This is a genomic window from Streptomyces indicus (genome assembly GCF_900100315.1).
In the GTDB taxonomy this organism is placed as follows: Bacteria; Actinomycetota; Actinomycetes; order Streptomycetales; family Streptomycetaceae; genus Streptomyces; species Streptomyces indicus.
Window position 1 is genome coordinate 539,721 of record NZ_FNFF01000003.1, and the last position, 23,365, is coordinate 563,085.

The window sequence follows — 23,365 nt, forward strand, 5'->3', positions numbered from 1 at the left end:
GCGCCATTCACTGCGACCACGTCCTGCGGAACAGGGAACGGGCCCGGTGCAGACGGGACTTGACGGTGCCGGGTGCGACGCCCAGGAGCCGGGCCGCACTGCGCTCGTCGAGGCCCTCCAGCTCCCGCAGCACCAGGACCGCGCGGTACTGCACCGGGAGGCGGGACAGGACGTCGCGGACCTCGGCCGAGAGGTCGGTGGCGCCGTCGGGTGGCAGGCCGCCGAGCCGGGCCAGTTCGTCGGGGTCGGCGGGCCGTTCGACCGCGGTTCCGCGGGCGACCCGTACCGCCTCGCGCACCGTGACCATGCGGACCCAGGCGTAGAAGGCCTGCGGGTCGCGCAGTCCCCGCAGGCCCTTGAAGACGGCGGTCAGTGCCTCCTGTACGGCGTCCGCGGTGTCGGCCGGGGCGATCGGCCGGCACAACCGGGTCACGTACGGTGTCACGCGGGTCAGCAGATCATCCATGGCGAGGGCGTCGCCCTGCCGTGCCGCGCGGACCAGAGGGACGGCCGCAGCCCACGGGGTGGGCTCTGCGTCCCGCGCGGTGGAACGCTTGTCCCTCGGGGTGGACTGCGGATCCGCCGCGTCGCGTGCGTCAGCCACCCGGACCCCCGTTTCCCGTCCGGCATACGGTAGTTGGCCGGAGGTCCGGGCGGCAATCGCACACGGAGCCGGAGCTCACACCTTCCCGATCACCTCCCTGGCCGCGCGCTCCCCCTCCGTGGCGCCGCCTTCCATGAAGCCCTGGAAGTCGTAGCTGCAGTGCTCTCCGCCGATGTGGATGTTGCCCTGCGGGGTGCCCTCGTAGCCGGCGTAGCGGTGCAGATAGCCCACCGGCCAGTAGGAGTAGGCGCCTTGGGCCAACGGGTTGCGGTGCCAGGCCGAGAGCTGTGCCTTGCCGGTCCACTTGGCCGATGTGCCGGGGAAGAAGGCGTCGATGCCGGCGAGGCGCTTTGTCGCCAAGTCCCTGACGTAGCGGTCGGATTCGGTGGCGAACGGGGTGGCCGGGGTGAGCGCCTTGGCGAGGCTGCCGCTGCCGTACTGGATGAGGATGCCGCCCGTGCCCGGCTGGATCTTGGTGGTGTCCCAGGTCTGCTGGACGTCGGTGTCGGTGAAGCAGTCGCCCGCCGAGACGCCCGGCCACGGTCCGGTGCCGCGCCAGGGGCGGCTGGTGAACTGCATGTTGAGCTTGGTGCAGTGGCCCATGCGGGCGTCCCGCAGCAGGTTCGTCATGCGGGGGTCGAAGCCGGCCTTGGTGAGGTCGAGCTGCTTGAGGATCGGCAGCGGGACGCACAGGATCGTGTGGTCGGCGGTGACCGTGCGGGTGGCGCCCGCCTCGGTGAAGGTGAGGGTCTGGGTGCCGTCCGCGTTGGCCCGTACGGCGTTCAGGGACCAGCCGTGGCGCAGGGTGCCGTCGGGCAGGAAGTCCGCGATGGCGCGCGGGAGTTGGTCGTTGCCGCCGGTGATGTGGTAGCGCTCGTTGGACAAACCCCAGATGTTGAAGTTGCCGGGGTTGGGCTGGTAGCCCATCAGCAGGACGAGGGCCAGCGAGGACTGGTCTCTCGTGTCCGCTCCGTACTCGACGTTGTAGGCCACGTCGAAGAAGCGCCCGAGCGGTGAGCTGTGGCCGCCCGGGACGCGGGATTCGATCCAGTCGTGGATCGACATGTTGTCCAGTGCGGTGCCGGTCGGGGTGGTCTGGTTCCAGAAGACCTCGCCCGCGTCCATGAGGTCGCGGTGCAGGGCCTGGTAGACGGCGTTGAAGTCGCGTTCGGCCTCCTCGCGCGGATAGTAGCGGCCCTGGAACCACAGGACTTCCTCGGCGCCGTTGGGGCCGCCGCCGAGGAAGTCCTCGGTGGGCAGGTCGAACCTGCGGCACAGTTCGAGGATCTTCTTGTGGCTGGTGTCGATCAGCTCGCCGCCGATCTCGGAGTGCTGGCCGTACGCCCAGTGGTCGCGCTGGGTCCACATCCGGCCGCCGACCCGCTCCTGGTTCGCCTCGTAGAGGGTGCAGGGCAGGCCGGCGTCGTGCAGGGTGAGCGCCGCGGTGAGCCCGGCGATGCCCGCGCCGACCACGGCGATGCGGGGTGCGCCGGCGTTCGCGGAGACAGGGGCGGCCGCCGCTGCGGAGGTCGCCTGGGTGGCGACCGCCGTGCCGAGCCCGAGCGCCGCCGCCCGCTTCAGCAGCGTGCGGCGCGAGGAGCCGCGGACCTCGGCCGGTTCGAGGCCGAGCCGGTCGGCGGCCGCGCGCTCGGCGGCCATGCCGTGCAGGACGTGCATCAGGTGCGTACGAGCCATGGGGATGCTCCTCGGATCGTCAGACGCCGGCAGGGGTGGCGGGGGTGCTGTCCTCGCGTTCGGCCGAGTCCTCCAGGACGATCCGGCCGATGATCTCGTACCGTTCGGGGCGCTTGGCCTTGAGATAGAGGCCCAGGCCGAGGCCGCCGAAGAAGACGGCGCCGACCAGCCACGGGATGGCCTTGAAGAAGACCGAGTCGGCGGCGAGGCCGGCCGCGGTCTCCATGTTGATCACGAGCAGCACGACCACGGCGATCATGCCGATCCCGCCGAGCAGCGGGGCCACGAGCGTCTTGAACCAGTGCCGGTCCTCGGGGTGGTTCCTGCGGAAGTAGCCGATGACGGCGAAGGAGCAGAGCGTCTGCACGATGAGGATCGCCATCGTGCCGAGGATGGCGAGCAGCGTGTACAGGTGGATGTACGGGTCCTGGTCGGTGAGCCAGAAGGCGCCGACGAGAACGACCGCGATGGCGCTCTGGACGTACGAGGCGATGTACGGCGAGCCGTGCTTGGCGTGCGTACGGCCGAGGGCGGGGTGCAGGAAGCCCTCGCGGCCGATGGCGTACAGATAGCGCGAGGCGCACTGGTGGAAGGCCATGCCGCAGGCGAACGAGCCTGTGATCAGGAGCCACTGGAAGGTGTCCACGGCCCAGGCGCCGATGAAGGACTGCGCCGGGGCGAAGAAGAGGTCGAGCGGGGTCGCGGAGGAGGAGATCTTCACCGAGCCGGACAGGCCGTTGCCGGCGATCGTCATCCACGAGACGTAGATGTAGAAGAGGCCGACGCCGATCACCGAGATGAGGGTGGCGCGCGGGATGACCTTCTTCGGGTTCCTGGACTCCTCGCCGTACATGGCGGTCGATTCGAAGCCGACCCAGGACCAGAAGGCGAAGAAGAGGCCGAGTCCGGCCGATGCTCCGGTGAAGGCGTTCGCCGGGTTGATGGGCTCGACCGGGATGCCGTCGGGGCCGCCGCCGTTGAGGAGGACGGCCGTGGCCACCGCGAAGAGGACCGCGATCTCGGCGAGCAGCATCACGCCGAGCGCCTTGGCGGTGAGGTTGATGTCGAAGTACGCGAGGATGCCGGTGACGGCGAGCATCAGGGCCGCGTACAGGATCCAGGGTCCGTCCCAGCCGAGCTGGTCGGCGACGGTGGTCTTGGTGAAGTACGCGAAGACGCCGACGATCGAGGCCTCGAAGACCACGTACGCGAGGACCGCGAGCATGCCGGAGGCCATGCCCGCGATGCGGCCGAGGCCGTGCGAGATGTAGCCGTAGAAGGCGCCGGCGGCGGTGATACGGCGGGCCATGGCCACGTAGCCGACCGAGAACACCGTCAGGACGAGCGTGGCGAACAGGTAGCCGGCGGGAGCGCCGGTGCCGTTGCCGAAGCCGACGGCGATGGGCAGGTTGCCGGTCATCGCGGTGATCGGCGCGGCGGTGGCCACGGCCATGAAGACGACGCCGACCAGGCCGACGGAGTTCGCCTTGAGGCGGTGGACCTCGCGCTGCGGCGCGCCGCTGCCCGGGGAACGCGGGGAGGTTTCTGTCATGACCGCGCAGCTTGGCCCGGGGTGACGCAGGCCACAACAGACATCAAGTCGTGCAATCGCCTTGTGGGGACGACGAGTTGTCGCCCTGCGGGGCCGGTCGCGTACCGCTGTGACCGGCCGGTGATGTTCCGGAAACGCGGCCGCAGGTAGCGTCCGGAGGATGAACATGCACGGGCCCGCCGACGGGGGCGGGATCACGGTCAAGGGCGCGCTCGAACTGCCGAGTCTGCGCAGCGGCCTGCCCGAGGTCCTCGTCGGCGCGGAGCGCCTTCAGCGCACGGTCCGCTGGGTGCACGCGGGCGAGGTGCCCAATATCGCCTCGCTGCTCAAGGGCGGCGAGCTGCTCCTGACCACCGGGCTCGGGCTCGGCACGCGCCCGGCCGAGCAACGGGCCTTCGTGCGCAAGCTGGCCGAGCGCCAGATCGCGGCCCTCGTCGTCGAACTCGGCCCGCGCTTCGCCCGGTTGCCGGCCGCGATCGTGGACACCGCGCGCGCGGCCGGGCTCCCCCTCGTGCAGCTGCACCGCGAGGTGCCGTTCGTGACGGTCACCGAAGAGGTGCACACCGAGATCGTGAACGGGCACTACACGCTGCTCCAGCAGGCCGAGGAGGTGCACCGGCGCTGTACGCGGGCGCTGCTCGGCGGAGGCGGGGTGCCGCAGGTGCTCTCGATCCTCGCGGAGTTCACGGACAACCCGGTGTTCCTGGAGACCGCCGACGGCCAGCTCCTGTACGCGGCGGGCCCGTCGGCTGCCGGGGTGGATCCGCTCCAGGTCTGGGAGGGGCTGCGGGGGCGGTCGCGGGAGGCCGGGCCGCCGGCCAACGCGGTGCTCGTGGACGTGCCGGGCAGTGGCGGCGGCGCACCGGGGAGCGCCGCCCCGGGGTCCGTACGGGCCCGGATCGCGCTGCTCGCGGTGAGCTCGCCGCTGCTTCCGGTGCACCGGATCGCGGCGGAGCGCGCGGCGGGGATCCTGGCCGTCGTGCTGATGCAGGCCCGGCAGGAGGAGGAGCTGGCGGCCCGCGGGCGCGGCGACTTCCTGACCGACCTCGCCGAGGGGCGGATCGCCGCGCCGGACGCCCCCGCCCAGGCCCGCGTGCTCGGCTTCAAGCCCGGCGACGGGCCGCTGCTGCCGGTGGTGATGCGGCTGCCGGACGACACGGTGGCGTTCGCGCCGGGCGGCGGCTGGGCGGTGCTCGCGCGCGCCGTCTCGGAGGAGCTCGCGGCCGTGGGGGTGCCGGTGCTCGTCGGGGTGCGTCCGGTGGAGGGGCGGGTGCCGCTGCTCCTCGGGCTGCGCTCGGAGTCCGAGCGGACCGCGGTGGCCGACCGTGTGGCGGCCGCGCTGCGGGCCGGGGTGGAGCGTGCGGGGCTGCGCGCTGCGGGCCGTGCGCCGGTGGTCGTGGTGGGGGTCGCCGGTGGCTGGGTGGCGGCCTCGGCGGGTCTGCGGCACGCGGCCGAGACGGCGACGGCGGCCCAGGGCCTGTCGGACCGTCCCTGGTACGACGCGCGCCGCCTCGACACCGAACTGCTGCTCTGGCGGCTGCGCGACCACCCGGACCTGGCGGCCTTCGTCGACCGCGCGATCGGGCCCCTGATCGAGCACGACGCCCGCTCCAAGCCGCCGCTCCTGCCGACCCTGTCCACGTATCTGACGCACGCGGGACGCAAGGCGGAGACGGCCCGCGAGCTGCACCTGAACCGGCAGACGCTCTACAACCGCCTCGCGCGGATAGCGGAGTTGCTGGGCACGGACCTGGACGATCCGCAGACGGTGCTCGCTCTCAGTCTGGCGTTGCGGGCGCGGCGGTTGGTGGGGGGTTCTTAGCGCGTACGGAATGGGTGGCCCGTGCGCGTACGGGGGCGGGTGGCCCGTGCGCGTATCAGCTGTGCCGCCGGCTCAGCGTGGGGGGCGAGGTCAGCGCAGCGGCTCGGTCAACTCGTCGTACACGCTGAGGATCTGCGCCACCGTGTCGTCCTCCGTCGGCCACGTCGCCGCCTGCGCGAGGCCCTGGGCCCGCAGCCAGGCGCGGCGGCCCGGGTCCACGAGCAGCCGCTCGACGGCCGAGGCCAGGGCACGGGAGTCGCCGTACGGGACCAACTCGGCCGCGTCGCCGACGAGTTCGGGCACTCCCCCGACGGCCGTCGCGACCAGCGGCACCCCGGAGTGCAGGGCCTCGTGGGCGAGCACCGAGCGGGACTCCCAGCGGCTGGGGAGCAGCGCCACGTCGGCGGCGGTGAGGAGCTCTGGTACGTCGTCGCGGCGGCCGACGAGGCGTACCGGGAGGCCTTCGAGGTCGATACGGCGCTGGAGCGCGGCCCGTTCGGGACCCTCGCCCGCCACCACGAGCAGCGGTACGGGGTCGAGCCGCAGCCACGCGTGGGCCGCGTCGAGCAGTGTGCCATAGCCGCGGTGCGGTTCCAGGGAGCCGACGGCGAGCAGCAACGGGCGGTCCACGGCGCCCAGTTCGGCCCGCGCCTTGTGCCCGAGCCGCTCGGGGTCGTCGTGCGCGGGCGCGGGCGGCCGCCGCGGCGCGGGGAAGGCGACGGGGGCGAGGCGGGCGTCGCGGGCGCCGCGGCTGCGGGCCCGGTCCACGAGCTCGGACGAGGTGCCGAGCACCACCGAGGAGGCCCTCGCCACCCTGCGCTCCAGGAGCCGCAGGAGATGGGCCCGCGCGCCCTCCGCGTGCGCCCGGGTGTGCCAGGTGACCACGAGCGGGGTGCGGCGCCCGGTCTGCGCGGGGCGTGCCAGCGCGGACCGCACGGCCGCGTGCAGCCCGTGGGCGTGCACGAGGTCGGCCTCGGCGCAGGCGGCCCGCAGCGCGGAGACCGAGACCGGGTCGGTGCGCCGCGGCACGGGCACGAACTGCGCGCCCGCCGCGGTGAACCCGTAGGTGTCGTCGAGCCCCGGCGGCGCGCACACCGTGACCCGCACGCCCCGCGCGACCAGTCCCGCGGTGAGCGAGCGCACGTGCACGGAGCTGCCCGCGCTGCCGCCACCGAGCACTTGCACGGTACGCAGCGGAGTCCTGCCCTGCGGCGGCCGGCTGCTCGGGTGGGTCACTGCGCTGGTGCTCCTGAATCGGCATGAATCGGCGGGGACGGCCCGGCAGTTGGGGCCGGGGGGCGCGCGGGCCGGTCCTCGCGGGCCGCGCGGTGCTCCGCCAAGGATGCCAGTCCGTACGCACGTTCCGGCACCGTCGGGCACCGCGACCTGTGTCCCCGGCGGCAAGGAGATCACGTGGACCACCCACATGGGTGAGTGCGCCCACCGGCTGGCACCGGTCGCCCAACAGCTCACCGAGCGCCCCGCCTGCCGCAGTCGTACGACCCGCGGCAGCGCGCCTCAGCCCTCCACGCGCGCCGCGGCCAGCAGCTCCTCCGCGTGGGCGCGGGCCGTCTCGGAGTCCTCCTGGCCGGCGAGCATCCGCGACAACTCCCGGATCCTGTCCTCGCCTTCGAGCACCTTGACGCCCGAGCGGGTCACCGAGCCGTCGTTGGTCTTCTCGACGAGGAGCTGGCGGTCGGCGAAGGCCGCCACCTGCGGCAGGTGCGTGACGACCACGACCTGTGCGGACCGGGCCAGGCGCGCGAGCCGCCTTCCGACCTCGACGGCCGCCTTGCCGCCGACGCCGGCGTCCACCTCGTCGAAGAGATACGTGGGCACGGGGTCCGAACCGGCGAACACCACCTCGACGGCGAGCATCACGCGCGACAGCTCACCGCCGGACGCGCCCTTGGCGATCGGCCGCGGCGGGGCGCCCGGGTGCGGGGCGAGCAGCAGCTCCACCTCGTCGACACCGGTCGAGGTGTACGCGACGGTGCGGCCGCCGACCTCGATGCCGGCCGGGTCCTCGGTCTGCCCGATCGCGATGGTGACGCGGGCGTGCGGCATCGCGAGGGAGGCAAGCTCCTCGGTGACGGCGGCGGCGAACCGCTCGGCCGCCTCGGCGCGCGCGTCGGTCAACGCCTGTGCCAGACCGGCCAGTTCGCCGCGGAGCGCGTCGCGCTCGGCGGTGAGTTCGCCGATCCGCTCGTCGTCGCCGTCGAGTTCGGTGAGCCGGGCGGCACTGGTCTCGGCCCAGGCGAGCACGGCGGCGATGTCCCCGGCGCCGCCGTCCTTGCCGTACTTGCGGGTCAGCTGGGTGAGCGCGGCACGGCGCTCCTCGACGGCGGCGAGCCGCAGCGGATCGGCGTCGAGGTCGTCGGCGTATCCGGCAAGCTCCCCGGCCACGTCCGCGAGCAGGATGCCGATCTCGCCGAGCCGCTCGGCCAGACCGGCGAGCGCGGGATCGTGCGAGCGTACGGCGTCGAGCGCGCGCTGGGCGCCGCCGACGAGCATCCCGGCGTCGACGCCCTCGGGGTCCTCGGGGTTGCCGGCGAGCGCGCCGTGCGCGGCGGTCGCGGCGGAGGCGAGGGCCTCGGCGTGCCCGAGCCGCTCGGCCTCGGCGGACAGCTCCACGTCCTCGCCGGGCCGCGGCTCGACGGCCGCGATCTCGTCGAGTCCGAAGCGCAGCAGATCGGCTTCCTGCGCCCGTTCGCGGGCGCGCGTGGTGATCTCGTCGAGCTCGGCGCTGACGGCGCGCAGGCGCCTGTACGCGGCCGCGTACTTGGCGAGCGGGACGGCGACGGCGTCCCCGGCGTACCGGTCGAGGGCCTGCCGCTGCCGGGCCGGCTTGAGCAGGCCCTGCTGGTCGGTCTGCCCGTGCACGGCGACGAGGTCCTCGGAGAGCTCGCCGAGCAGCCCGACGGGCACGCTGCGCCCGCCCAGATGGGCCCGGGAGCGCCCCTCGGCGGAAACGGTACGGCTGATCAGCAGCGCCCCGTCGTCCAGTTCCGCACCGGCCTCCTCGGCGCGCACCACGGCCGAGGCGTCGGCGGGCACCCTGATACGGCCCTCGACCACGGCGTTCTTGGCGCCGATCCGTACGAGGGCGGGGTCGGCGCGACCGCCCAGCAGCAGACCGAGACTGGTGACGACCATGGTCTTGCCCGCGCCGGTCTCACCGGTGACCGCGGTGAATCCGGGCGACAGCTCGACCACCGCGTCGTCGATGACTCCGAGCGACCGTATCCGCATCTCCTCCAACACGGACACGACCTTACGAGGTCTCGGGCCCCCCGTGCGACGGGCCCCGGCCCCGTACCCCGAACGGGCAGGTGACACAGGGGCCCAAGTCCGGCGGTATCACCCGCGGGGGTGGGTGCTGGCGCGTGCCTCGGGCGCGCACGAGGGTCGCGTCCCCGGTGCGCACGAAGGCACGCGACTCCGGTACGCACGAAGGCACGCGACTCCGGTGGGCGCGAAGGCACGCGACTCCGGTGCGCGAGGGCACGCGCGCCCGCCGGCCTCCTACTTCGGCGCCCCGCGCCACCCCGAGACGGGCAGCGCGAACTTCGCCACCAGGCGGTCCGAGAAGGACGCGTGGTGGAGCCGGGCCAGCCGCACCGGCACCGCACCGCGGCGCACCTCCACGCGTGCCGCCTCGGGCAGCTCCACGGTCCGCCGCCCGTCGCACCACAGCACCCCGTGCGGCGTATCCGGCTGCACCTCCACGGCGAGCACCGAGTCCGGCGAGGTCACCAGCGGCTTGGCGAACAGCGCGTGCGCACTGATCGGGACCATGAGGAGCGCCTCGACCTCCGGCCACACCACGGGTCCGCCCGCCGAGAAGGCGTACGCCGTCGAACCGGTGGGCGTCGCGCACACGATGCCGTCGCAGCCGAAGCCGCTGACCGGCCGGCCGTCGATCTCCAGGACGACCTCGAGCATCCGCTCCGGCGACACCTTCTGCACGGCCGCCTCGTTCAGCGCCCAGTCCGTGTGCACCACCGTGCCGTTGCTGCGCACGCGGACGTCGAGCGTCATGCGCTCCTCGACCTCGTACGCGCGCGTGACCACGCGGTCCACGACCTTGTCGAGGTCGTCGCGCTCGGCCTCGGCGAGGAAGCCGACCCGGCCGAGGTTCACGCCCAGCATCGGCACCCCGGAGGCGCGGGCGAACTCGGCGCCGCGCAGCAGGGTGCCGTCGCCGCCGAGGACGATGAGCAGCTCGCAGTCGTCGAGGGCTTCGGGGCTCGCTTCCGGGATCAGTTCGACCTCGGGCGGCAGCGGCAGATCGGCGGCCTCCTGCGCGAGCACCCGCACCCCGAGACCGCTGCGCAGCAGTCCCTGGACGACGAGTTCGGCGCTGCGGATGGCGGCCGGACGGCCGGTGTGCGCGAGCAGGAAGACGGTGCGCTCCGCCGTCTCCTCGCCGGTCTCACTGCCGGTCTGACCGTCCGTCTGACTCGTCAACTGGGTCCCTCCGCCACCGCTCGCTCCAGGTCGGCCGGGTCCAGTTCGGGTGCACCGGCCCTGAGCCACAGAAAGTACTCGACGTTTCCTGACGGTCCGGGCAGCGGGCTGGCCGTCACGCCCTGTACGCCGTACCCGAGTTGCCAGGCCTGCCCGGCCACCGTCCGTACCGCTTCCGCACGCAGCTCGGGACTGCGCACGACTCCACCGCTGCCGAGCCGCTCCTTGCCCACCTCGAACTGCGGCTTGACCATCAGGACGAGGTCGGCGCCGGGCGCCGCCACGCGGACGAGGGCGGGCAGGACGAGGCCCAGCGGGATGAAGGACAGGTCGCCCACGACCAGGTCGACGGGCTCGCCGTCGATGACCTCGACCGTCAACTCCCGTACGTTCGTCCGGTCCTTGACGGTCACGCGCTCGTCGCTCTGGAGCGACCAGGCGAGCTGCCCGTAGCCGACGTCCACGGCGACGACGTGGGCCGCGCCGGCGCGCAGCAGCACGTCCGTGAAGCCCCCGGTGGAGGCGCCGGCGTCCAGGGCGCGGCGACCCTGCACGACGAGCCCCTGCGGCACGAACGCCTCGAAGGCGCCCGCGAGTTTGTGCCCGCCCCGCGAGACGTAGTCGGGGTCGCTGTCGTCGGCGGCGACCACGATGGCCGCCGCCGTCTCCACCTGGGTGGCCGGCTTGGTCGCGACATTGCGGCCCACGGTGACGCGGCCCGCGGCGATCAGCTGGCTGGCGTGCTCGCGCGAGCGGGCCAGCTTGCGGCGGACGAGTTCGGCGTCGAGGCGGCGGCGTGCCACTCCTGCCACGTTCGGTTCAGCTCCTGTGGTCGTACGGTCGTGCGGGGGCGCCACCGGGGATGGGCCGGGGGCCGGGTGGCGGGGGTCCCTGTCGTGCGTCGAGCGCGGTGAGGGTGTCGCGCAGGCCCGCGTGCACATCCTCGTACACCTCGATGTGCCCGTCGGTGGCGAGGTGGTCCACGTCGCCGAGGCGCTCCAGCTGTGCGTCCACCTCGGCGTGTCCGGTGGCGGTGCGCGCGACGCCCAGCGGGCGGGGCTCGTCGGGGTCGGGGGCCTGCGCCGGGGGCGCGGCCGCCTCGGCCTGGACGCGGTCGTCGTCCGAGGGGGCCTCGCTCTCGGGCCCCGGCATCGGGTAGCTCATGCCATGACGCTACCGCGAAGGACTGACAGGGGTTCGGCGACCGGCTCTGAGGTACCGTCGATCACGATGGCGACGATCGAAGAGTGCCGCGGCGCGCTCGACAGACTCAGCGACAATCTGGCCTCGGCCGAGGGCGACGTCCGCAGTGCGGCCGCGCTCGACCGCTCGCTCAGCTGCCACATCAAGGACCTCGACACCACGTTCACCGGCCGCCTCCAGGACGGCCGGATCGAGGTGCGGGACACGTACGAGGGTGCCCCGCGCGAGAAGGCGCAGATCCGTCTGGCCATGACGGGCGACGACCTGGTCGCGATGGTGAACGGCGAGCTCAACTTCGCGAAGGCGTGGGCTGCGGGCCGGGTGAAGCTGGAGGCTTCGTTCCGCGACCTGCTCCAGCTCCGCAAGCTGCTCTGAGTTCTACGGGGGGCTGGGTGCCCTTCGCCCGCGCGGCGGGCCTGCTCCGCCGCTCCGCGGCGGGAAGGTGTCCGGGGGCTGACGCCCCCGTGCCCCCGCTCGTCCGCGGGGCAGGCGAAACGCGCGCACCGGAGCGCCCCCCGCCCCGGCCCCTAACGCCCCAAGCCCCCCACCGCATCCCGCACCCGCCCCTTGCGCGCCGCCGGGACCACCAGCGGTGTGCCGGTTTCCGGGTCGTCGATGATCTGGCACCGCATGCCGAAGACGCGCTCGACCAGGTCGGCGGTGACGATCTCGGAGGGCGGGCCCTCGGCGATCACCTTGCCGTCGCGCATCGCGATCAGGTGGGTGGCGTAGCGGGCCGCGTGGTTGAGGTCGTGCAGGACGGCCACCAGCGTGCGGCCCTGCTCCTCGTGCAGGTCGGCGCAGAGGTCGAGGACGTCGATCTGGTGCTGGATGTCGAGGAAGGTCGTCGGCTCGTCGAGGAGCAGCAGCGGCGTCTGCTGCGCCAGGGCCATCGCGATCCAGACGCGCTGGCGCTGTCCGCCGGAGAGTTCGTCGACATAGCGGTCCGCGAGTTCGGCGACCCCCGTCGAGGCCATCGACTCCTGGACCACCCGCTCGTCCTCGGGTGACCACTGGCGGAGCAGGCCCTGGTGCGGGTAGCGGCCGCGGCCGACGAGGTCGGCGACCGTGATGCCGTCGGGCGCGACCGAGGACTGCGGGAGCAGGCCGAGCGTCTTCGCGACCTTCTTGGCGGGCATGGAGTGGATGGTCTGCCCGTCGAGCAGGACCCGGCCCTCGGACGGCTTGAGCATCCGCGACAGGGCGCGCAGGAGCGTGGACTTGCCGCAGGCGTTGGGCCCGACGATCACCGTGAAGGAGTGGTCAGGGATCTCGACCGACAGCTGCTCGGCGATGACGCGCTGGTCGTAGCCGAGGGTGACGTTGTCCGCGGACAGGCGGTTCAAGGGAGCACGCTCCTGGTTCTGCTGATCGGTTGCTGCCGTCTTCTTCGTACGTGCTGACCTGCTCAAATCCGCCCCGCTTTCCGCTCGGCCGCGAGCAGCCAGAGCAGGTATCCGCCGCCGAGCACGCCGGTCACGACGCCCACCGGCAACTGGTCGGCGCCGAACACGCGTTGGGCGCCCAGGTCGGCGGCGATGAGCAGCGTGGCGCCCATGACCATCGACGCGAGCAGGTTGGGCCCGGGCGAACGCGTCAGGCGGCGCGCGAGCTGCGGCGCGGTGAGCGAGACGAAGGCGACGGGGCCGGCGGCCGCGGTGGCCGCGGCGGTCAGGAGCACGGCCGCGGTCATCAGGACGAGCCGGGTGCGCTCCACCCGTACACCGAGGGCATACGCCACGTCGTCGCCCATCTCCAGCATGCGCAGCGGACGGGCGTACGCGAAGACGAGCGGGATGAGGATCACGCAGAACCAGAACAGCGGGCCGACCTGCTCCCAGCCGCGCCCGTTGAGCGAGCCGGTGATCCAGACGACCGCGCGGGCCGCGTCCACGATCTGCGCCTTGGTGAGCAGATAGCCGTTGACCGCGGTGAGCACGGCCGCGGCGCCGATGCCGACGAGCACCAGGCGGTAGCCGTGCACGCCGCGCTTCCAGGCGAGCAGGTAGATCAGCACGCCGGTGACCAGACCGCCGGCGAGGGAGCCGTACGCGACGGCCTCGGCGCTGCCCTTGAACAGGACGATCACGACGAGCGCGCCCACCGTGGAACCCTGCCCGAAGCCGATGATGTCGGGGCTGCCGAGCGGGTTGCGCGTCACGGACTGGAACAGAGCGCCGGACAGGCCGAGCGCGGCACCGACCAGGAGGCCGACCACCACCCGCGGCAGCCGCAGGTCGTTGACGATGAACTCGTGCGCCACGCTGCCATTGCCGAGCAGCGTGCTGATCACGTCGGACGCGGGGATCTGGAAGTCGCCGGTGCCGATGAGCACCACACTCGCCGCGAGCGCGACGACGAGCAGCGCCACCACCGTGACCAGCGGCCGCAGCTCGAAGCGCACGGACAGGCCGCCGGCGGTGCGCAGCGCCCGGATCGGGGTGCCCTGCGCCCTCTGGGACGGGGCCTTCGGCTTCGGTGCGGATTCCGGTGCCTTCACAGCTGCGCCATCCTCCGGCGTCGTACGAGAAAGATGAAGAGCGGGCCGCCGATGAGGGCCGTCACGATGCCGACCTGGAGCTCGGCGGGGCGCGTGACCACGCGGCCGATGACGTCGGCGCCGAGCAGCAGCACAGGCGACAGGACCGTGGCGTACGGCAGGATCCAGCGCTGGTCGGGTCCGGTGAAGCTGCGCACCATGTGCGGCACCATCAGGCCGACGAACACGATCGGGCCGCAGGCCGCGGTGGCCGCGCCGCACAGCAGCGTGACGGCGAGCATCGCGACGGCACGGGTGCGGTTGACGTGGGCGCCGAGGGCGCGGGCGGTGTCGTCGCCCATGCCCATCGCGTTCAGCGGGCGGGCGACGATGAGCGCGAGGACGATGCCGACACCGATGAAGGGCAGCACCTGTCCGACGGTGGACATGGAGGCGGAGGCCAGCGAACCGACCGTCCAGAAGCGCATCTTGTCGAGGGCCGCGGTGTCCATGATCTGTACGGCGTTGATGTAGCCGTAGAGCGCGGCGGTCGCGGCCGTACCGGCGAGCGCGAGCCGTACGGGCGTCGCGGCGCGGACACCGCCGAGCGCGTAGACGAGGACCATCACGGCGGCGGAGCCGGCGAAGGCGAACCAGACGTAGCCGGTCAGCGAGGTGACCCCGAAGAAGCTGATCGCCGAGACGACGGCGGCGGAGGCTCCGGCGTTGATGCCGAGCAGTCCGGGGTCAGCGAGCGGGTTGCGCGTGAGCGCCTGCATCACGGCGCCGGCGAGGCCGAGCGCGGCGCCCGCGAGGAGTCCGAGGAGCGTGCGCGGCAGGCGCAGCTCGCGGATGACGACGTCGTTGTCGGTGCCCGTGTTGCCGAACAGGCCGTGCCAGACGTCGCCGACGGGTATCTGCTTGGCGCCTATCGCGATGCTCGCCACGACGACGAGCAGCAGCACGCCGAGCGAGACGAGCAGACCGGCGGCGCGTAGCGCGTGACGCCTGGCCGGCACCGTCTCGGCTGGTGGCGGCTGCGTCTGCGGCTGAGGGGGACTGTCGACCAACACCCGGTTAGGTTAGCCTACCCTCGCACTTTCCCTCGACGAGAGAGCACGACCAATGTTGCCGTCGCGTCCCACCGTTTCCTCCGCCGGCCCGCGGGCCCGGATATCCCGCCGCGGACTCCTCTCCGCCGGCGGCGCCCTCGGCCTGGGCGCGGCGCTCGCCGCGTGCGGCGACTCGGGCGGCTCGAAGGACTCCGAGTCCCCCGGCAAGGCGGCCGGCTGGTCGTTCAAGGACGACCGCGGCAAGACCGTCAAAAAGGACTCCACCCCGAAGAACGTGGTCGCCTACGTCGGCGCCGCCTCCGCCCTGTACGACTTCGGCGTCGAGTGCGTGGGCGTGTTCGGCCCCACGAAGCTCAAGAACGGCAAGCCCGATGTGCAGGCCGGCCGGATGGACGTCGACAAGGTCGAGATCATCGGCAACGCCTGGGGCGAGTTCAACCTCGAGAAGTACGCGGGCCTCCAGCCCGACGTCCTCGTCACCACGATGAACGTCTCGCCCACCCTCTGGTACATCCCCGAGGAGTCGGCGAAGAAGATCGAGGCGGTCGCGCCCTCGGTCGGCATCCTCACCGGCAAGACCTCGCTGACCGGCGTCATCGACCGCTTCGGCGAGCTCGCCGCCTCGCTCGGCGCGGACCTGAAGGCCAAGAAGGTCACCGACGCCAAGCAGCGCTTCGAGGCCGCGGCCGAGTCGGTGCGCCAGGCCGCGAAGACGGCGAAGGCGAAGAAGCTCAAGGTGATGGCGGTCTCCGCCACCGCCGACATGTTCTACGTGGGCACCCCCGAGGACTTCACGGACCTGCGCTACTACCGCGAGCTCGGCGTGGACATCGTGACCCCGCAGAAGGTCCTGGACGGCGGCTTCTTCGAGGAGCTGAGCTGGGAGAAGGCCGACCAGTACGAGGCCGACGTCCTCCTCGTCGACAAGCGCACCGGGAACCTCCAGCACGAGGACCTGATGAAGTCCAAGCCGACCTGGGCGAAGCTCCCCGCGGCCAAGGCGGGCCAGATCGTGGCCTGGTACAACGAGCCGCAGTTCAGCCACGCCGGCATCGCCCCGCTGCTCGAATCCCTCGCCACCGCCCTCCAGGACGCGAAGAAGGTCGCCTGATGACCGTCAACACGGGCGGGCTCTCCCGCCGCGGCCTGCTCGCGGCCGGTGCGGCCTTCGGCCTCGGTGCCGTGCTCACCGCGTGCGGCGACGACAAGAAGCCCGCCACGAGCGCGGACAAGGGCAAGGACAAGCCCTGGTCCTTCAAGGACGACCGCGGCAAGACCGCCGAGGTCGACCACAAGCCGATGCGGATCGTCGCCTTCGTCTCCTCCGCGGCCGCCCTGCACGACTACGGCATCGAGTGCGTCGGCATCTTCGGCCCGAGCAAGCCGATCGACGGCAAGCCCAACCCGCAGGCCGGCGAGCTCGACCTGACGAAGCTGACGAGCCTCGGCGAGGACTGGGGCCAGTTCAACGTCGAGAAGTACGCGTCGCTCCAGCCCGACCTGCTGATCAGCAACATGTTCCCGGCGCCGCTCCTGTGGTTCGTGCCTGAGGAGTCGACCAAGAAGATCGAGGCGCTCGCCCCGACGGTCGGCATCGACGGCGCCCGCCGCACGCTGCTCGACCCGCTGAAGCGCTACACGGACCTGGCGAAGTCGCTCGGCGCCGACCTGGAGGCCAAGACCGTCAAGGACGCCCGGGCCCGCTTCGACAAGGCCGAGGCGCGGGTGCGCGAGGCGGCGAAGAAGAACAAGGGCCTGAAGGTCATGGCGGTCACCGCCGACAAGGACCAGTTCTACGTGGCCGTCCCGGACTCGTACTGCGACCTGAACTACTTCAAGGACCTCGGCGTCGAATTCGTCGAGGGCAAGAAGGTCGACGAGTGGGGCTTCTGGGAGTTCCTCAGCTGGGAGAACGCGGACAAGTACCACGCCGATCTGATCCTGCTCGACAACCGCAGCCAGACCCTGCCCGCCGCCGAGCTGGCGAAGAAGCCCACGTGGACCCGGCTGCCCGCCGTCGAGGCCGGCCAGGTCATCCCGTGGTCGATGGAGGAGCGCTACAGCTACGCCGGTTACGCGCCGGTCCTCGAAGCGCTCGCCGAGGCCATCGAGAAGGCCGACAAGCTCAAGGCCTGACCGCCGCCGGGCTCACCCGGCCCCGCACCGGCACCACCGGCAGACCGGCCACCCAGCACGGTCGGCACGTCGGCCCACCCGGCCACCCAGCACCGCCGGCACACCGGCCCACCCGGCCCCCACGCCCCGAACCACAGGAGGCACCCGCCCGTGTCCGACGCCCCGTACCAGTTCTTCGACACCCACGTCCTCCGCAAGGAACAGCTCACGCCCTCGATGATCCGCGTCGCGTTCGGCGGCCCGGACCTCGCGCGGATGGCTTCGGCCGGCCGTGACCAGCGCATCAAGCTGTTCCTGCCGCACCCCGGCCAGGACGCCCCGGTCGTGCCGTCGGAGCAGGGCGACAACTGGTACGCGGCCTGGCGCGAGCTCGACCCCTCGGTGCGCGGCATCATGCGCACGTACACCACCCGCGCCCTGACCCCCGACGAACTCCTCGTCGACTTCGCCCTGCACGGCACCACCGCCCCGGCCTCGGGCTGGGCGCAGCGCTGCGCACCGGGCGACCGGGTCTCCGTTCTCGCCCCGGTGGACGAGGAGAACGGCGCGTACGACTTCCGCCCGCCGCAGGACAGCGACTGGCTGCTCCTGACCGGCGACGAGTCGGCGCTTCCCGCCGTCGCGAGCATCCTCGAGACGCTCCCGGCCGGTCAGCCGGTCCGGGTGTGGCTCGAGGTCCGCGACCCGGCCGACCGCCAGGAGCTGAAGACCGCCGCGGACGCGACGGTCGAGTGGGTCACGGCGGGCGGCACGGTGGACGCGGTCCGCGCGGCCGACCTGCCGGACGGCTCCCCGTACGCCTGGATCGCCGGCGAATCGGCCACGGTGAAGGCGCTGCGCCGCCACCTCGTCGGCGAGCGCGGCTTCGACAAGCGGCGCGTGAAGTTCACGGGCTACTGGCGCCAGGGCGCCACCGAGGACGACCTCCTGACGGCGGGCGAGGACGCCTGAGCCACGTACGAAGAAGGGGGTACGCCGGTGACCGGCGTACCCCCTTCTTCACCTCTCACAGCCCGAGCTTCGCCAGCGCCTTCCCCGAGTCGAGCCCGCACGCCCCGTCCCCCGCATGCGTCCAGGCCGCCGCGCACAGCGCACGCAGACCGTCCAACGCCTCGCCCTCACCGTCGAGTTCGAGGCTCTCCCCCGCCCGCGCGGTCCACCCGCCGCACCGGAAACCCTCGCCCTCGGCCACGACCTCAGGCTGCCCGGTGAGCATCCCGCGCAGATCCGCGTCGACATAGGTGGGCCGGTGCTCGGGCTTGGCCGCGAGCAGTTGGGCGCCGTCGGTCACGCCGGTCAGGACGAGCAGCGAGTCGACCTGCCCGTTGTACGCACCCTCGATGTCCGTGTCGAGCCGGTCCCCCACCACCAGCGGATGCCGCGCGCCCGTGCGCAGGATCGTCTCGCGGTGCATCGGGGGCAGCGGCTTGCCCGCCACCTGCGGCTCGGCCCCCGTGGCGATCCGTACGACCTCGACCGCCGCTCCGTTGCCGGGCGCGATGCCGCGCCCGCTCGGAATCGTCAGGTCGGTGTTCGACGCGTACCAGGGCACCCCGCGCGCGATCGCGTAGCAAGCCTCCGCGAACCGGCCCCATTGCAGCTCGGGTCCGCCGTACCCCTGCACGACAGCCGCCGGATCGTCATCGGCCGACTCCACCGGTACGAGCCCTCGCTCACGCAGCGCGATCCGCAGCCCCTCGCCACCGATGACCAGCACCTTGGCGCCCGCCGGCTGCTGCTCGGAGATCAGCCGGGCCACGGCCTGCGCGGAGTTGATCACCTCGGAGGCCTCGGTCGGCACCCCGAGCTCGGTGATGTGCTCGGCGACGACCTGCGGCGGGCGCAGCGCATTGTTGGTCACGTACGCGAGCTGCATGCCGCCCTCGCGCGCGGTGAGCAGCGACTCGACGGCATGCGCGATCGCCTGACCGCCCGCGTACACCACCCCGTCGAGATCGAGCAGCGCCGTGTCGTACGCCGCGCTCAGCGCCCGCTCGCTGCCGGCCGGGCTTGTCCTGACGGTCTGGTGCGCCATGGTCGTGTTCGCTCCTCGATCGGTGCCTGTGCCCCGATCATCTCGTATGGCTCGGACACAACTACGATGCCTCAATGAACACCACAGGTCAGAGGGCCGAAGGTCTGAACCTCACCCCGTTCAGAGGCCTGCGTTACGACTCCGATCGGGTCGGCAGCCTGGCCGCGGTCACCTCGCCGCCGTACGACGTGGTCGTACGGCCCGACGGGCTGCACCACCTGGAGTCGGCGGACCCCCACAACATCGTCCGCCTGATCCTGCCCCAGGCCGCGGCACCCGAGGCCCGCCACGAGCAGGCCGCCGACACCCTGCGCTCCTGGCTCGACGAGGGCATCCTCGTGCCCGACGCCGAGCCGGCGCTCTACGTCTACGAACAGCGCAACGGCGACCTCCTCCAGCGCGGTCTCATCGGCGCCCTCGAACTCTCCGAGGCGGCCGAGGGCATCGTCCTTCCGCACGAGGACGTGATGCCGCACATCGTCGAGGACCGGGCGGACCTGATGCGCGCCGCCGGCGCCAACTTCGAGCCGCTGCTGCTCAGTTACCGCAGCGAGGGCACCCGCACCGGCGCGACCGCCGTGATCGAGCGGGCCGTCGAGCGCACACCGCTGCTCTCGACGACGACGGAGGACGGCTTCAGCCACCGCCTGTGGTCGGTCACGGACCCGGCCGAACTGGCCGAGATCCGCGAGGACTTGAGCAGCCGCCAGGCCCTGATCGCGGACGGCCACCACCGCTGGGCCACCTATCTGCGGCTGCGCGCCGAGCACCCGCGGGGCACGCCGTGGGACTACGGTCTGGTCCTCCTGGTCGACACGGCCCGCTATCCGCTGCGCGTACGGGCCATCCACCGCCTGCTGCACCAGCTCCCCCTCTCCGACGCGCTGGCCGCCGTGCGGGGCTCCTTCCGCGTACGGCAGGTCGAAGGGCCGCTGTCGCGGGCGATGGAGGCGCTGGCCTCGGCCGCGACGGAGTCCAACGCCTTCCTCCTGACCGGCGACAGCACGTACCACCTGGTCGACCGCCCCTCCCCCGAGCTCCTGGCGCGTACGGTCCCCGCCGACCGTCCCGAGGCCTGGCAGCGGCTGGACGCCACCGTCCTGCACGCCACACTCCTCGACCACGTCTGGCGCATCCCGGACGACCCGGCGCACATCGCGTACATCCACGACACCGTGGCCACAGTGGCGAAGGCGGAACGCGACGGCGGCACCGCGGTCCTGATGCACCCCGTCCGCGAGGAAGTCGTACGGGAACTCGCGCGCGAGGGCGTGACGATGCCGCGCAAGTCGACCTCGTTCGGCCCGAAGCCAGCCACAGGGCTGGTGCTGCGCAGCCTCGCGCACTGACGCACGCCTCCTGCCGCACGCCTCCCGGACACGCCGAAGGGGCGGTGACCGTCTGCGGTCACCGCCCCTTCGTCAGCTCCTGGCGCCTCAGGCCTTGTCAGCCCCGGACTCGTCACCCTTGTCCCCGGCCTCCGGGCCGGCGTCGGGGGCCACGAAGAGCGGCTGGTCGAGCGCGGGCTTGGCGGCTGCCGCGGTCTCCTCCTCGTACTCCTCGTCGTCGGGGTCGTAGTACTCGGCGCCGTCCACACCGGCCGCCTCGGCAGCCCGGACCTCGTCCTCGTCCTCGTCGAGGTCGTCGTCCGCGTCGTCCTCATCCTCGCCATCGGATGCTTCTACGCGGCCGCCGGCGGCGAACTCCTCGCCGTCCTGGCCTTCTTCACCGTCTTCGTCCTCGTCGAAGGCGTCGACGAACTCCACGCCGTCGAGCTCGGCGAGACGGTCGGAGGCGTTGGTGCTGTGGTCCTTGTCGGCCTCGACGGCCTTCGCGAACCACTCGCGCGCCTCGCCCTCACGGCCGGCCTCGAGCAGCGCGTCCGCATAGGCGTAGCGCAGGCGCGCGGTCCACGGCTGCACGGAGTTGGAGGCGAGCTCGGGGCTCTGCAGCGTCACGATCGCGGCGTCCAGCTGGCCCATGTCGCGCCGGGCACCGGCCGCGACCAGGCGCATCTCGACCTGTCCGGCCTTGTCGAGGCGCTGCACCTCGGGCTCACCGGCCATGTCGAGCGCCTTCTCGGGCCGCCCGAGACCGCGCTCGCAGTCCGCCATGACCGGCCACAGCTCGGCCGAGCCGGTCATCCGGCGAGCGGCACGGAACTCGGCGAGGGCCTCGGAGTACTTCTCGTTCGCGTACGCGGCGAAGCCGGCGGCCTCGCGGACGGCGGCGACACGGGACGCGAGCCGCAGGGCGACGCGGGAGTAGCCGTAGGCACCCTCGGGGTCCTCGTCGATGAGCTTGGCGACCATGACGAGGTTGCGCGCGACATCGGTCGCGAGCCCCTTCGGCAGGCTCTGGAGCTCCTGACGCACATCGCCGTCGATCTCGTCACCGGTGACGTCGTCGGGAATCGGCAGCCGCTTGACGGGCTCGCGCTCACGCTGGTCGTCGCGGCCGCGGAAGCCGCCACTGCGGTCGTCGCGGCCGCGGTACCCGCCGCCTCCGGGACGCCCGCCACGGTCGTCCCGCCGGCCGTAGCCGCCGGAGCGCCCGCCCCGGTCATCGCGGTTACGGAACCCGCCACCGGGACGACCACCACGGTCCTCACGACCGCCACGGAACCCACCGCGATCGTCGTCACGACGCGGACCACGATCGTCACGCCGGTCATCACGACGGAACCCACCGCGGTCGTCATCACGACGGGGACCGCGATCGTCATCACGGCGGAACGCCGGACGCTCGTCGCGGCCACGGAACCCACCACGGTCATCACGCCGGTCATCGCGGCGGAACCCGCCACGGTCGTCGTCACGGCGCCCGTAACCGCCGCCACCGGGACGACCACCACGGTCATCACGGCCGCCACGGAACCCACCACGGTCATCGTCGCGGCGCGGACCACGATCGTCACGCCGGTCATCACGACGGAACCCACCACGGTCGTCATCACGACGGAACGCCGGACGGTCATCGCGACCGCGGAATCCACCCCGGTCGTCGTCGCGGCGCGGTCCACGGTCGTCACGGCCACGGAACCCACCACGGTCGTCATCACGACGGGGACCCCGGTCATCGCGGCGCCCGTAACCACCGCCACCGGGACGACCACCACGGTCGTCACGACCACGGAACCCACCGCGATCGTCGTCACGACGGGGGCCGCGGTCATCACGCCGGTCATCTCGACGGAACCCACCGCGGTCGTCATCACGACGGAACGCCGGACGGTCATCGCGGCGGTATCCGCCACGGTCGTCATCGCGGCGCGGTCCACGGTCATCACGCCGGAACCCACCCCGGTCATCGTCACGACGCGGACCACGGTCATCACGCCGCTCGTCCCGACCACCACGGAATCCACCACGGTCGTCGTCACGACGCCCGTAACCACCGCCACCGGGACGACCACCACGGTCGTCACGGCCACGGAACCCACCACGGTCGTCATCGCGACGGGGGCCGCGGTCGTCACGCCGGCCGAAGCCACCGCGGTCGTTGTCCCGACGCGGACCACGGTCATCGCGGCGGTATCCGCCGCGGTCACCGTCCCGACGGCGCTGCTCGCGCTCCGGGCGATCGTCGGGGGTGTTCGTCGACATCGGTGACTCCTGTCCTAGGTACCGCAAGTCATTCTCGCAGGGCCGCGCATCGGCCGCGCTTCGGCAGAAAACAAAAAGGACCCGTGGTCCCCAGCGTGAACGCTGGGACCACGGGTCCTCCAATAATTGTTCGGCGGCGTCCTACTCTCCCACAGGGTCCCCCCTGCAGTACCATCGGCGCTGTGAGGCTTAGCTTCCGGGTTCGGAATGTAACCGGGCGTTTCCCTCACGCTATGACCACCGAAACCCTTTCAAGTAGCCCCGGAAATCCGGAGCATGAACAGGGCAGCGAACAAGCACTCTTTTCAATTGAGTTAACTGTTCAGCCGGCAACAGCTGTTCGTTACTTCAGAACTAACACAGTGGACGCGAGCAACTGAGGACAAGCCCTCGGCCTATTAGTACCGGTCAGCTCCACCCCTTACAGGGCTTCCACATCCGGCCTATCAACCCAGTCGTCTACTGGGAGCCTTAACCCCTCAAAGGGGGTGGGAATACTCATCTCGAAGCAGGCTTCCCGCTTAGATGCTTTCAGCGGTTATCCCTCCCGAACGTAGCCAACCAGCCATGCACCTGGCGGTACAACTGGCACACCAGAGGTTCGTCCGTCCCGGTCCTCTCGTACTAGGGACAGCCCTTCTCAATATTCCTACGCGCACAGAGGATAGGGACCGAACTGTCTCACGACGTT

Annotated in this window: 19 protein-coding genes, 2 rRNA genes and 1 pseudogene; 7 read left to right on the plus strand and 15 right to left on the minus strand. The window is 72.1% G+C overall.

Features of this window, described 5'->3' with window-relative positions; translation table 11 throughout:
* Positions 1 to 7: 7 nt before the first annotated feature.
* The 3 genes from BLT97_RS11955 to BLT97_RS11965 form a co-directional block, all read right to left on the minus strand.
* Positions 8 to 604, minus strand: a complete 597-nt coding sequence (locus BLT97_RS11955; protein ID WP_342742721.1) for an RNA polymerase sigma factor — start codon at positions 602 to 604, stop codon at positions 8 to 10.
* Between the two features lie 75 nt (positions 605 to 679).
* Complete coding sequence (locus tag BLT97_RS11960) at positions 680 to 2,299, minus strand: flavin monoamine oxidase family protein (protein WP_093608976.1); 1,620 nt, start codon at positions 2,297 to 2,299, stop codon at positions 680 to 682.
* Between the two features lie 19 nt (positions 2,300 to 2,318).
* Positions 2,319 to 3,851 carry an APC family permease gene (locus tag BLT97_RS11965; RefSeq protein ID WP_093608978.1) on the minus strand — a complete coding sequence of 511 codons (1,533 nt, stop codon included), beginning with the start codon at positions 3,849 to 3,851 and terminating at the stop codon, positions 2,319 to 2,321.
* Positions 3,852 to 4,011: 160 nt separating this feature from the next.
* Here BLT97_RS11965 and BLT97_RS11970 point away from each other — a divergent pair, with 160 nt between their 5' ends.
* Complete coding sequence (locus tag BLT97_RS11970) at positions 4,012 to 5,673, plus strand: PucR family transcriptional regulator (protein ID WP_093608980.1); 1,662 nt, start codon at positions 4,012 to 4,014, stop codon at positions 5,671 to 5,673.
* 90 nt (positions 5,674 to 5,763) lie between these two features.
* Here the strand turns inward: BLT97_RS11970 and BLT97_RS11975 are convergent, their stop codons facing one another.
* The 5 genes from BLT97_RS11975 to BLT97_RS11995 form a co-directional block, all read right to left on the minus strand.
* On the minus strand, positions 5,764 to 6,909 hold the full coding sequence (locus BLT97_RS11975) for a glycosyltransferase family 4 protein (protein ID WP_176953731.1): 1,146 nt from the start codon (positions 6,907 to 6,909) through the stop codon (positions 5,764 to 5,766).
* A gap of 282 nt (positions 6,910 to 7,191) precedes the next feature.
* Positions 7,192 to 8,925 carry a DNA repair protein RecN gene (recN, locus tag BLT97_RS11980; protein ID WP_093609086.1) on the minus strand — a complete coding sequence of 578 codons (1,734 nt, stop codon included), beginning with the start codon at positions 8,923 to 8,925 and terminating at the stop codon, positions 7,192 to 7,194.
* 273 nt (positions 8,926 to 9,198) lie between these two features.
* Positions 9,199 to 10,143, minus strand: a complete 945-nt coding sequence (locus tag BLT97_RS11985; RefSeq protein WP_093608984.1) for an NAD kinase — start codon at positions 10,141 to 10,143, stop codon at positions 9,199 to 9,201.
* On the minus strand, positions 10,140 to 10,955 hold the full coding sequence (locus BLT97_RS11990; protein ID WP_093608986.1) for a TlyA family RNA methyltransferase: 816 nt from the start codon (positions 10,953 to 10,955) through the stop codon (positions 10,140 to 10,142). The genes BLT97_RS11985 and BLT97_RS11990 overlap by 4 nt, the downstream gene beginning before the upstream one ends.
* 7 nt (positions 10,956 to 10,962) lie before the next feature.
* The gene (locus tag BLT97_RS11995) at positions 10,963 to 11,307 is read right to left on the minus strand and encodes a hypothetical protein (protein ID WP_176953732.1); all 345 of its coding nucleotides are present in this window, start codon (positions 11,305 to 11,307) and stop codon (positions 10,963 to 10,965) included.
* 66 nt (positions 11,308 to 11,373) lie between these two features.
* Here BLT97_RS11995 and BLT97_RS12000 point away from each other — a divergent pair, with 66 nt between their 5' ends.
* Positions 11,374 to 11,721, plus strand: coding sequence for an SCP2 sterol-binding domain-containing protein (locus BLT97_RS12000; protein ID WP_093608990.1), 348 nt, complete (start codon positions 11,374 to 11,376; stop codon positions 11,719 to 11,721).
* Positions 11,722 to 11,873: 152 nt separating this feature from the next.
* On the opposite strand, the gene BLT97_RS12005 is transcribed toward BLT97_RS12000, so the two are convergent.
* The 3 genes from BLT97_RS12005 to BLT97_RS12015 form a co-directional block, all read right to left on the minus strand.
* Positions 11,874 to 12,692, minus strand: a complete 819-nt coding sequence (locus BLT97_RS12005) for an ABC transporter ATP-binding protein (protein ID WP_425442681.1) — start codon at positions 12,690 to 12,692, stop codon at positions 11,874 to 11,876.
* Between the two features lie 62 nt (positions 12,693 to 12,754).
* On the minus strand, positions 12,755 to 13,783 hold the full coding sequence (locus tag BLT97_RS12010; RefSeq protein ID WP_245769279.1) for a FecCD family ABC transporter permease: 1,029 nt from the start codon (positions 13,781 to 13,783) through the stop codon (positions 12,755 to 12,757).
* Positions 13,784 to 13,842: 59 nt separating this feature from the next.
* On the minus strand, positions 13,843 to 14,895 hold the full coding sequence (locus BLT97_RS12015; protein ID WP_425442686.1) for a FecCD family ABC transporter permease: 1,053 nt from the start codon (positions 14,893 to 14,895) through the stop codon (positions 13,843 to 13,845).
* 55 nt (positions 14,896 to 14,950) lie between these two features.
* Between BLT97_RS12015 and BLT97_RS12020 the strand changes: the two genes are divergently transcribed.
* From BLT97_RS12020 to BLT97_RS12030, 3 genes are all read left to right on the plus strand, one after another.
* Positions 14,951 to 16,009, plus strand: a complete 1,059-nt coding sequence (locus tag BLT97_RS12020; protein WP_093608998.1) for an ABC transporter substrate-binding protein — start codon at positions 14,951 to 14,953, stop codon at positions 16,007 to 16,009.
* A complete protein-coding gene (locus tag BLT97_RS12025) occupies positions 16,009 to 17,034 on the plus strand; it encodes an ABC transporter substrate-binding protein (protein WP_093609000.1) in 1,026 nt (341 codons plus the stop codon). Before BLT97_RS12020 ends, BLT97_RS12025 begins: the two co-directional genes overlap by 1 nt.
* 150 nt (positions 17,035 to 17,184) lie before the next feature.
* Positions 17,185 to 17,985 (plus strand): siderophore-interacting protein, encoded by an 801-nt coding sequence (locus BLT97_RS12030; protein ID WP_093609002.1) that lies wholly within the window; start codon positions 17,185 to 17,187, stop codon positions 17,983 to 17,985.
* A 55-nt stretch (positions 17,986 to 18,040) separates the two neighbouring features.
* On the opposite strand, the gene BLT97_RS12035 is transcribed toward BLT97_RS12030, so the two are convergent.
* The gene (locus BLT97_RS12035; RefSeq protein WP_093609004.1) at positions 18,041 to 19,069 is read right to left on the minus strand and encodes an HAD hydrolase-like protein; all 1,029 of its coding nucleotides are present in this window, start codon (positions 19,067 to 19,069) and stop codon (positions 18,041 to 18,043) included.
* Between the two features lie 74 nt (positions 19,070 to 19,143).
* Between BLT97_RS12035 and BLT97_RS12040 the strand changes: the two genes are divergently transcribed.
* On the plus strand, positions 19,144 to 20,418 hold the full coding sequence (locus BLT97_RS12040; protein ID WP_093609006.1) for a DUF1015 family protein: 1,275 nt from the start codon (positions 19,144 to 19,146) through the stop codon (positions 20,416 to 20,418).
* 306 nt (positions 20,419 to 20,724) lie between these two features.
* On the opposite strand, the pseudogene BLT97_RS38285 reads toward BLT97_RS12040, so the two are convergent.
* Positions 20,725 to 21,489, minus strand: a pseudogene (locus BLT97_RS38285) (tetratricopeptide repeat protein); the annotation flags it as partial.
* A 1,313-nt stretch (positions 21,490 to 22,802) separates the two neighbouring features.
* Positions 22,803 to 22,919: ribosomal RNA gene (rrf, locus tag BLT97_RS12055) — 5S ribosomal RNA — on the minus strand.
* Here rrf and BLT97_RS37830 point away from each other — a divergent pair.
* Positions 22,908 to 23,054, plus strand: a complete 147-nt coding sequence (locus tag BLT97_RS37830) for a hypothetical protein (protein ID WP_176953734.1) — start codon at positions 22,908 to 22,910, stop codon at positions 23,052 to 23,054. The two genes, rrf and BLT97_RS37830, sit on opposite strands and share 12 nt — an antisense overlap.
* Here BLT97_RS37830 and BLT97_RS12060 read toward each other — a convergent pair.
* Positions 23,053 to 23,365 (minus strand): 23S ribosomal RNA (locus BLT97_RS12060); the annotation flags it as partial. The genes BLT97_RS37830 and BLT97_RS12060 overlap by 2 nt on opposite strands.

Excerpts from the sequence above, each read along its gene's own strand:
- BLT97_RS11960 (WP_093608976.1), bottom strand. The coding sequence starts at position 2,299 with ATGGCTCGTACGCACCTGATGCACGTCCTGCACGGCATGGCCGCCGAG.
- BLT97_RS11965 (WP_093608978.1), bottom strand. The coding sequence starts at position 3,851 with ATGACAGAAACCTCCCCGCGTTCCCCGGGCAGCGGCGCGCCGCAGCGC.
- BLT97_RS11970 (WP_093608980.1), top strand. The coding sequence starts at position 4,012 with ATGAACATGCACGGGCCCGCCGACGGGGGCGGGATCACGGTCAAGGGC.
- recN (WP_093609086.1), bottom strand. The coding sequence starts at position 8,925 with ATGCGGATACGGTCGCTCGGAGTCATCGACGACGCGGTGGTCGAGCTG.
- BLT97_RS11995 (WP_176953732.1), bottom strand. The coding sequence starts at position 11,307 with ATGAGCTACCCGATGCCGGGGCCCGAGAGCGAGGCCCCCTCGGACGAC.
- BLT97_RS12000 (WP_093608990.1), top strand. The coding sequence starts at position 11,374 with ATGGCGACGATCGAAGAGTGCCGCGGCGCGCTCGACAGACTCAGCGAC.
- BLT97_RS12020 (WP_093608998.1), top strand. The coding sequence starts at position 14,951 with ATGTTGCCGTCGCGTCCCACCGTTTCCTCCGCCGGCCCGCGGGCCCGG.
- BLT97_RS12025 (WP_093609000.1), top strand. The coding sequence starts at position 16,009 with ATGACCGTCAACACGGGCGGGCTCTCCCGCCGCGGCCTGCTCGCGGCC.
- BLT97_RS12035 (WP_093609004.1), bottom strand. The coding sequence starts at position 19,069 with ATGGCGCACCAGACCGTCAGGACAAGCCCGGCCGGCAGCGAGCGGGCG.
- BLT97_RS12040 (WP_093609006.1), top strand. The coding sequence starts at position 19,144 with ATGAACACCACAGGTCAGAGGGCCGAAGGTCTGAACCTCACCCCGTTC.
- BLT97_RS37830 (WP_176953734.1), top strand. The coding sequence starts at position 22,908 with ATGACCACCGAAACCCTTTCAAGTAGCCCCGGAAATCCGGAGCATGAA.